Source organism: Streptomyces spongiae, assembly GCF_009377185.1.
GTDB classification, from domain to species: domain Bacteria; phylum Actinomycetota; class Actinomycetes; order Streptomycetales; family Streptomycetaceae; genus Streptomyces; species Streptomyces spongiae.
Map to the genome: position 1 here is coordinate 1 of NZ_VJZC01000453.1, position 8,234 is coordinate 8,234.

The 8,234-nt window shown below is 72.0% G+C and carries 7 protein-coding genes; 3 read left to right on the forward strand and 4 right to left on the reverse strand.

All coding sequences use genetic code 11. The annotated features are described in order from the left end of the window. Window positions 1-603: winged helix-turn-helix domain-containing protein (locus tag FNH08_RS52530; protein WP_228034601.1), on the forward strand; the 603-nt coding region annotated here is incomplete at its 5' end. Continuing rightward, entirely contained in the window at window positions 600-2,093 is a 1,494-nt protein-coding gene (locus tag FNH08_RS37865; RefSeq protein ID WP_152776060.1) for a sensor histidine kinase, read from the forward strand. The genes FNH08_RS52530 and FNH08_RS37865, both read left to right, overlap by 4 nt. A 116-nt stretch (window positions 2,094-2,209) precedes the next feature. Here FNH08_RS37865 and nirD read toward each other — a convergent pair whose 3' ends face one another. Genes nirD through FNH08_RS37880 form a run of 3 tightly spaced genes read right to left on the reverse strand, consistent with a single transcriptional unit; the run spans window position 2,210 to window position 6,410 of the window. Continuing rightward, the gene (gene nirD / locus FNH08_RS37870; RefSeq protein ID WP_152776061.1) at window positions 2,210-2,569 is read right to left on the reverse strand and encodes a nitrite reductase small subunit NirD; all 360 of its coding nucleotides are present in this window, start codon (window positions 2,567-2,569) and stop codon (window positions 2,210-2,212) included. After that, window positions 2,566-5,175: a nitrite reductase large subunit NirB gene (nirB, locus tag FNH08_RS37875; RefSeq protein WP_152776062.1), complete on the reverse strand. Its 2,610-nt coding sequence runs from the start codon at window positions 5,173-5,175 to the stop codon at window positions 2,566-2,568. Before nirB ends, nirD begins: the two co-directional genes overlap by 4 nt. Next, the gene (locus tag FNH08_RS37880) at window positions 5,175-6,410 is read right to left on the reverse strand and encodes an NAD(P)/FAD-dependent oxidoreductase (RefSeq protein ID WP_152776063.1); all 1,236 of its coding nucleotides are present in this window, start codon (window positions 6,408-6,410) and stop codon (window positions 5,175-5,177) included. Before FNH08_RS37880 ends, nirB begins: the two co-directional genes overlap by 1 nt. A gap of 292 nt (window positions 6,411-6,702) precedes the next feature. Between FNH08_RS37880 and FNH08_RS37885 the strand changes: the two genes are divergently transcribed. Beyond that, complete coding sequence (locus FNH08_RS37885; protein WP_152776064.1) at window positions 6,703-7,488, forward strand: sulfite exporter TauE/SafE family protein; 786 nt, start codon at window positions 6,703-6,705, stop codon at window positions 7,486-7,488. A 36-nt stretch (window positions 7,489-7,524) separates the two neighbouring features. Here the strand turns inward: FNH08_RS37885 and FNH08_RS37890 are convergent, their stop codons facing one another. Beyond that, window positions 7,525-8,160, reverse strand: a complete 636-nt coding sequence (locus FNH08_RS37890; protein WP_152776065.1) for a class F sortase — start codon at window positions 8,158-8,160, stop codon at window positions 7,525-7,527. Window positions 8,161-8,234: the final 74 nt, after the last annotated feature.

An 8,234-nucleotide genomic window follows, 5' to 3' on the forward strand; every position in this document is an offset into this window, starting at 1 on the left:
CGGCAGTTCGAGTCCGCGCGGGGCTTCGAGGCCGGCCCCGTCGACTCCACACGCTCCTTCGACGCGACCGGTTCCTACGACTCCACGAGCACTTATGACTCGACGAGTTCCTACAACCCAGCCAACTCGCCCAACTCGCCCAACCCGATCAACTCGCCCAACCCAACCGGTTCCTTCGACACCACCGGCTCGTTCGGCCCACCCCGTTCCTTCGAGGCCCCCGATCCCTCCTTCGACGCCGCACCGCCACCCGAAGCCGCCCCCGAGGAGGCCGCCGGGCCGCTCGTCGTGGACCGGCGTACGCGGCAGGTGTGGGTGGGGAACTCGCCCATCGCCCTGACGCCCAAGGAGTTCGAGCTGCTGGCCCTGCTCACCGAGGACCCGGGCGCGGTGTACTCGCGGCAGCAGATCCTCGACCGGGTGTGGGACCCGCACTACGAGGGCCCGACGAAGACGCTGGACGTGCACGTGGCCACGCTGCGGCGGAAGCTGGGCAACCCGGCGTGGATCCAGACCCTGCGCGGGGTCGGGTTCCGGCTGGCGGTGCACATGCGGCCGCCGACCCCGTACCCGGCGCCAGGGCCCCAGGCGGCGTATCGATGACCAGGCGCCTGCTGCTCAGCTACCTCGCCCTCACCCTCCTGGTCCTGCTCTGCCTGGAGATCCCGCTGGGCTTCATCTACTCGCGGGGCGAGCTGGAGCGGGTGATCAACGCGGCCAAGGACGAGGCGGAGTCGGTGTCGGCGTACGCCTCGCTGTCCATCACCGCCGGGACCGCGGCACAGGACCTGCCCACGCGGGCGAACCACTGTGCCGCGCGCATCGGCGGCATGGTGCTGATCGTGAACCAGTCCGGTGAACTGCTGGCCACCTCGCACCCGGTGCCCGACGCGGACTCCGGCACGCTGGCCACCCGGCCCGGTATCGCGGCGGCGCTCCAGGGCAACTCCACGGCGGACGTGCGCACCTCCACCATCGGCGGTGTCGAGTACATCGCGATCTCGGCGCCGGTCACGCACGGCGTGGAGAAACAGGGCGCCGTGCGGATCACGGTGCCGACCCGGATGGTGGCGGAGCGCGTCCAGCACGTCTGGCTGCTGCTCATCCTCGGCGGGCTGGCGGTCCTCGCCGCGGTCGCCGTCGTCGGGTTCGCGATCGCCCGCTGGACCGGCCGCCCCATCCGTGAACTGGAGATCGCCACCTACCAGTTGGCCGACACGGGCGCGGTGCGGCCGGTGGCGATCACCAAGGGGCCGCCGGAGGTACGCAGCCTCGCGGCCACCTTCAACCGCACCGCCGCCCGCCTCGAACACCTCCTGGCCTCCCAGCGAGCCTTCGCCGGCGAGGCCTCCCACCAGCTCAAGACCCCGCTCGCGGCGCTGCGGCTGCGCCTGGAGAACCTGGAGTCCGACATCGCCCTGCACGCCCGGGGCAGCCTCACCGCCGCGATGACCGAGACCGACCGGCTGGCCCGCATGGTCGAGGGACTGCTCGCGATGGCCCGCCTCGACGAGAGCGCCGCCGAACGCGAGCGGGTGGACGTGGACGGGGTGTGCGTGGAACGGCACCGCGCCTGGGCCCCGTTGTTCGAGCAGCACGGTGTGGCGCTGGCGCGGGCGGGCGACTACGCGGGCCAGGTGCTGGCGGTGCCCGGCGCGGTGGAGCAGATCCTGGACAACCTGCTCTCCAACGCGCTGCGTGTGTCGCCGCCGGGCTCGACCGTCTTCATCGACCTGCGCCGTCCGGCCGCCCAGGAACGCCGATTCCCCCACGCCTTCCCGCACCACCGCGCAGGCCACGGCCGGGTCGAGCTGCATGTCATGGACGAGGGCCCCGGCATGACGGAGGAACAGCGCCGCCGCGCCTTCGACCGCTTCTGGCGCGCCCCCGACGCCCCCAAGGGCGGTACGGGTCTGGGGCTCGCCCTGGTCCAGCGCCTCGCCCACGCCGGCGGCGGCGAGGCCGTCCTGCGCCCCGCCCCGAGCGGCGGCCTCGACGCGGTGGTCCACCTCCCGTGCGCTCCCAACCCGAACCGGGCCGGAACCCCGCCGTCGGAGCACCGGCCCCCGAGACCGCTGGAGGCCACCCGCTGAGCACGCAGGCGTGCCGCCGAGCACACTGATTACGTGCCGCTGAGCACACAGACGTGGCCCGAAGCTCCGCGGCTCTGGAGCTCCGGGCCACCTGTGCCCATTGGGTGGGCGTTACCTCACTGCGCCCGCACCTCGTACGTCGCCACCCGTACCGCCTCGTCGTCCAGGCACTCGCCCGTCTCCAGGTCGAAGCGCTGCTTCAGGAGCGGGGAGGCGACGAAGGGGCGGCCCTGGTGGGTGCCGGTGAGGCCGCGGGAGAGGACCGCGGCGCCGCCGAACGGGTCGCGGTTGTCGATCGCGTACAGCTTGCCCGCGCGGTCCATGAACAGCGCGGCCTGGCGGCCGTCGGGCAGCAGGGCCGCCACACCGCGGCCCGGGAGCAGCGCCTTCAGGTCGCAGACGGTGAACCAGGCGTCAGCCTCGCCGTCCAGCTGCAGTTGGATCTTCAGGTCGGTCTTCTCGGGAGCCAGGGTCATCGCTGGGCGCTTCCTTCCAGGACTTCTTCGGCGGGTCGCATACCGATGGACAGCAGCGGCAGGTCGGGCTTCATCTGGTCGCGCTCGGGGACGAAGCCGACGACCGGGTCGGGGGTGTCCGGCGCGTTCACGAAGGAGACGAACCGGGCCAGCTTCTCGGGGTCGTTGATGGTCGTGGCCCACTCGTCGGCGTAGTGCGCCACGTGGTCCGCCATCAGGGACTCCAGCTCCTCGCAGATGCCGAGGGAGTCCTCCACGACCACGTCCCGGACGTGGTCCAGGCCGCCGGGGATCCGCTCCAGCCAGACGCTCGTACGCTCCAGGCGGTCCGCCGTGCGGATGTAGAACATCAGGAACCGGTCGATCAGACGGATCAGCTCGGCGTCGGAGAGGTCCTGTGCCAGCAGGTCCGCGTGGCGCGGGGTCGCGCCGCCGTTGCCGCCGACGTACAGGTTCCAGCCGTTGGCCGTGGCGATCACGCCGAAGTCCTTCGACTGGGCCTCCGCGCACTCGCGCTGGCAGCCGGAGACCGCCGACTTCAGCTTGTGCGGGGACCTCAGGCCCCGGTAGCGCAGCTCCAGGTCGATCGCCATGCGGACGGAGTCCTGGACGCCGTAGCGGCACCAGGTCTGGCCCACGCAGGACTTCACCGTGCGCAGGGACTTGCCGTAGGCGTGCCCGGACTCGAAGCCGGCGTCCACCAACCGGGTCCAGATGAGGGGGAGTTGCTCCACCCGCGCGCCGAACATGTCGATGCGCTGGCCACCCGTGATCTTCGTGTAGAGCCCGAAGTCGCGGGCGATCTCGCCGATCACGATCAGCCCCTCCGGGGTGACCTCACCGCCGGGGATGCGCGGGACGACCGAGTACGAGCCGTTCTTCTGGAGGTTGGCGAGGAAGTGGTCGTTGCTGTCCTGCAACGACGCCTGCTCGCCCTCCAGGACGTAGCCGCTCGCGCCGATCGTCGGGGCGAGGGAGGCGATGATCGAGCCGACCGCCGGCTTGCAGACCTCACAGCCGTCGCCGCCGCGGGCGTCCTCACGGCCGTAGCGGTCGAGGAGCTGCTGGTAGGTGTTGATGCGCAGGGCGAGGACGATCTCGTACAGCTCCTCGCGGGTCTGCGAGAAGCAGCCGCACAGGCCCTTGTCGACCTCGACGCCGGACGCCTCCAGCTCGGCGTTGATCAGCTGGCCGAGGACCTTGACGCAACTGCCGCACGTCGTACCGGCCTTGGTGCACTTCTTCACCTCGGGCACGGTCGTGCACTGGTGGTCGGTGACCGCGCCGCGGATGGTGCCCTTGGTGACGTTGTTGCAGGAGCAGATGATCGCCTCGTCCGGCAGCGCGGAGGGGCCGAGCTGGGCGGGGGCGCCGGCACCGGCCGGCAGCACCAGCGACTCGGGCGAGACCGGCGGAACCGAACCGGTGAAGGCCTTCAGCGTGCCGTACGCCTCCGCGTCGCCGACCAGGATGCCGCCGAGGAGCTCGCCGTCGCGGCCGATGACCAGCTTCTTGTAGACGCCCGCGCGGGAGTCGGCGTAGACGACGTCGAGGCAGTCCTCCGTCGTGCCGTGCGCGTCACCGAAGGACGCCACGTCCACGCCGAGCAGCTTCAGCTTGGTGGACAGGTCGGCGCCGACAAAAGCCGCCTCATCGGAAGCGATGGTCGCCGCGGCCGTCTCGGCTTGCTCGTAACCGGGCGCCACCAGGCCGTACACCCGGCCGTCGGAGGCCAGCGCGCACTCGCCGATCGCGAACACGTGCGGGTCGGCGACCGTACGGCACTGCTCGTCGACCGTGATGCCGCCGCGCTCGCCGACCGTCAGGCCGCAGTCACGGGCGAGCTGGTCGCGGGGGCGGACACCGGCGGAGAACACCACCATGTCGGTGGCGAGTTCGGAGCCGTCGGACAGCTTCATGCCGGTCACGGCGCCCGAGGCATCGGTCACGATCTCCTGCGTGCCCACCCCGGTGTGGACGCTCAGGCCCATGTCCTCGATGGTGCGCAGCAGGGCCGCGCCACCGCCGTCGTCGACCTGCACCGGCATCAGACGCGGCGCGAACTCCACGATGTGCGCCTCGACGCCCAGGCCCTTCAGGGCACCGGCCGCCTCCAGGCCGAGCAGACCGCCGCCGACCACGGCACCGGTCGTCGCCTTCGTCTTCGCGTACTCCTCGATCGCGAGCAGGTCCTCGATCGTGCGGTAGACGAAGCAGCCCTCGGCGTCCTTGTTCGGGACCGGCGGCACGAAGGGGTACGAGCCGGTGGCGAGGACGAGGACGTCGTACTCGAAGACCTGGCCGGACTTGGCGGTGACCTTGCGGGCCTCACGGTCGACGGACTCCGCCGGGTCACCGATGTACAGCTCGATGCCGTGCGTCTCGATGAACTCCATGTCCGTCATCGACAGGTCCTCGGGCGTCTTGCCCGAGAAGTACGAGGTGAGCGCCACGCGGTCGTACGCGGGACGCGGCTCCTCGCAGAGCACGACCACGCGGTGCGTGGCGGTCAGGCCGCGCTCGGCGAGCGCTTCGAGGAAGCGCTGGCCGACCATGCCATGGCCGACGAGCACGATCGTGGGGGTGGCCCCCAGGGCGGCGGTCATCAGGAGCCTCCATCGTTGGTGAGCAGGTGGAGCAGAGGAGCGCCGTTCTCGGGGAGCGGCTCTGCTCCCTCCCAGGCGCGGGCGAGCGCGCCGACGGTGCCGAGTTCGCCGACGAGCACCCCGCCGACCAGGCGGTCGTCGCGGACGACGACCTTGCGGTAGGTGCCCCGGGTGGCGTCGGCGAGCTGGATGACGTCGTCGCCGGGGCGGGGCTCGGGCTCGCCGAACGCGGCGAGGTCGAAGAAGTCCCCTCCGGCGAGGGTGAGCCGGGTCAGCGCGCGGGTGCCGGTGTAGCGGGCGGTCGCGTCGCCGCCCATCCCGGCCTCGTCGGCGATCAACTCGGCGAGTACGTCGGCCTGTTCGAGGGCCGGAGTGGCGAGGCCGTAGACCTGGCCGTCGTGCTGGGCGCAGTCGCCGATGGCCCGGATGTGCGGGTCGGAGGTGCGCAGTTCGTCGTCGACGACGACGCCCTTGCGGACGGTGAGGCCCGCCTGCTCGGCGATACCCACACGCGGGTGGACGCCACAGGCGAGGACGACGATGTCGGCGTCGAGCGCGTACCCGTCGGCCATCTCCACGGACCGTACGGCCCCTTCGACGCAGCGCACGCCACGGACGCGCGACTCGGTGTGCACCTCGACCCCGAGTTCCGCCAGATGGCGCCGCACCAGCTTCGAGGCCGACGGGTCGAGCTGGCGCTCCATCAGCCGCTCGGCCTGCTGGGCGAGCACCACCTGGGCGTCGCGCCGGGCGAGGGCACGGGCGGCGGAGACACCGAGGAGCCCGCCGCCGATGACCACGGCCTTCGTACCCGGCCGTACCGCCTTCGACAGTCCCAGGCAGTCGTCCATCGTGCGGAACGCGTGGACGCCCTCGGGGAGTTCGTGCCGCTCGGGGTCGAACAGACCGCGCAGCGGCGGCAGAACGGGGTTCGAGCCGGTCGCGAGCACGAGCGTGTCGTATGCGATCACGGAACCGTCCGCGCAGACCACCTCGCGGGCCGCGCGGTCGATGCCGGTGACCCGGCCGCGCGTGATCTCCGCGGGCGCCGGAAGCGCGATCACCTCGGGCGTGTACCGTCCGGCCAGGACGTCGGCGAGCAGCACGCGGTTGTACGGGGTGTGCTCCTCCTCGCCCACGAGGACGGCGGGCACACCGAGCTCACCGAGCCGCCGGGCGAGACGTACGCCCGCGAGGCCGGCGCCGATCACCACCACACGCGTATTCGAGGTCATGCCCTTGAGCGTGCGATGCCGGTGTTACCCGACCGCATCACGTCTGTTTCCCGCGGGGAACGCTGCCCTCAGCACGGGGCCGGACGGGATGTGAGGGGTTTCCGTCGGCCCGGTGTGGGCTGTGAGGGGGCGCGAATCACCTGGTCAGGCGCTTTGGACACGTTTTCGATCTCCGGAAGGGCCCTCCTGGACCCCGCGGGACATCCCCGGAGCCCAGTGCACGCTCAATTCCGTGGACGGCGCATGTATCCCGTCCGCAGGGTCCCGACAAGGCCCCGATAGGGTCCCGATCATGCCCGACATATCCCTGACCATGGTCGTTCTGCTGTGCCTCGCCGCCCTCGCGGCCGGATGGATCGACGCCGTGGTGGGCGGGGGAGGGCTCCTGCTGCTCCCGGTGCTGCTGCTCGGGCTGCCGAACTCCTCGTCCGCCGCCCAGTACGCGCTCGGCACCAACAAGGCGGTGGCCATCGTCGGCACGTCGGGCGCGGCCGTGACGTACGCGCGCAGGACACCCGTCGACGTCGGGGTGGCGGTACGGATCGGGCTGGGGGCGCTCGCCGGGTCCACGGCCGGGGCGTTCGTCGCGGCCCTGATGAGCACGGAGGTGCTCAAGCCCGTCGTGATGGTGGTGCTGCTCGCCGTGGGCACCTTCGTGATCCTCCGCCCCGCCTTCGGCACGGCTCCCGCCACCGGGCCCGTCTCCGCGCGGCGCGTCCTGGCCGCGATCGGGCTCGCCGGTGTCGGTATCGGCTTCTACGACGGGCTGGTCGGCCCCGGCACGGGCACGTTCCTGGTGCTCGCGCTCACCGCCGTCCTCCACCTCGACCTCGTCACCGCCTCCGCCACCGCCAAGATCGTCAACTGCTGCACCAACGCGGGCGCCCTCGCGACCTTCGCCTGGAAGGGCACGGTGTACTGGCAGCTGGCCGCGCTGATGGCCGTGTTCAACCTGGTCGGCGGGACGGTGGGGGCGCACACCGCGCTGAAGAAGGGCAGCGGGTTCGTGCGGGTCGTGCTGCTGGTGGTGGTGTTCGCGCTGGTGGCGAACCTGGCGTATCAGCAGTGGGTGGCGTGATCGCGACCGTGACCTTGCGCCGGCGGACGGCCGTCGTCATCGCCCGCGGGCCGGACGTACGCCGGTGAGGTGGGCGAAAACGACCACGTTGCCCCGGTAGCCCGTCTGCCTGGAGTAGCCGCCACCGCAGGTGATCAACCGCAGCTCGGGTCGGTCGGCGGCGCCGTACACCTTCTCGTCGGGGAAGGCCCGGGCGTCGTACACCTCCACGGCGTCGACGGAGAACAGCGCGACGGCGCCGTCCCGCCGTTCGACCTCGACGCGGGCGCCCCTCGTGAGCGCTCCCAGCCGGTAGAAGACGGCGGGCCCGTCCGCCGTGTCCACGTGCCCCGCGACGATCGCGGTGCCCCTCTCACCGGGAGTGGTGCCGGCCTCGTACCAGCCGACGAGGTTCTCCTCCGTCGCCGGAGGGACGTCGAGGCTGCCGGTGGAGGTGAGGCCGAGGCCCGTGAGGGGGGCGTTCACGCGGATCGAGGGGATGCGGACGCGCCTGGGCGGGGACGGCGGCAGGGCGGGCACCGCGGGCGGCACCTCGGACTCCTCGAACCCCGACCCGGACTCGGAGCGGGTGTGGGCCTGGGCCGCCGACGGCTGGGGCGGCGCGTCGTGTCCGGTGCCGCCGCGGAGCAGCCACGCGCCGCAGCAGAGGGCGCCCGCGGTGACGCACGCCATGGCGGTGTTGGTGATCCCACGCACGTGACCTGCTCCTTTCGGCACTCGGGCGCATGAGGGCCTCCCCTCCGGGC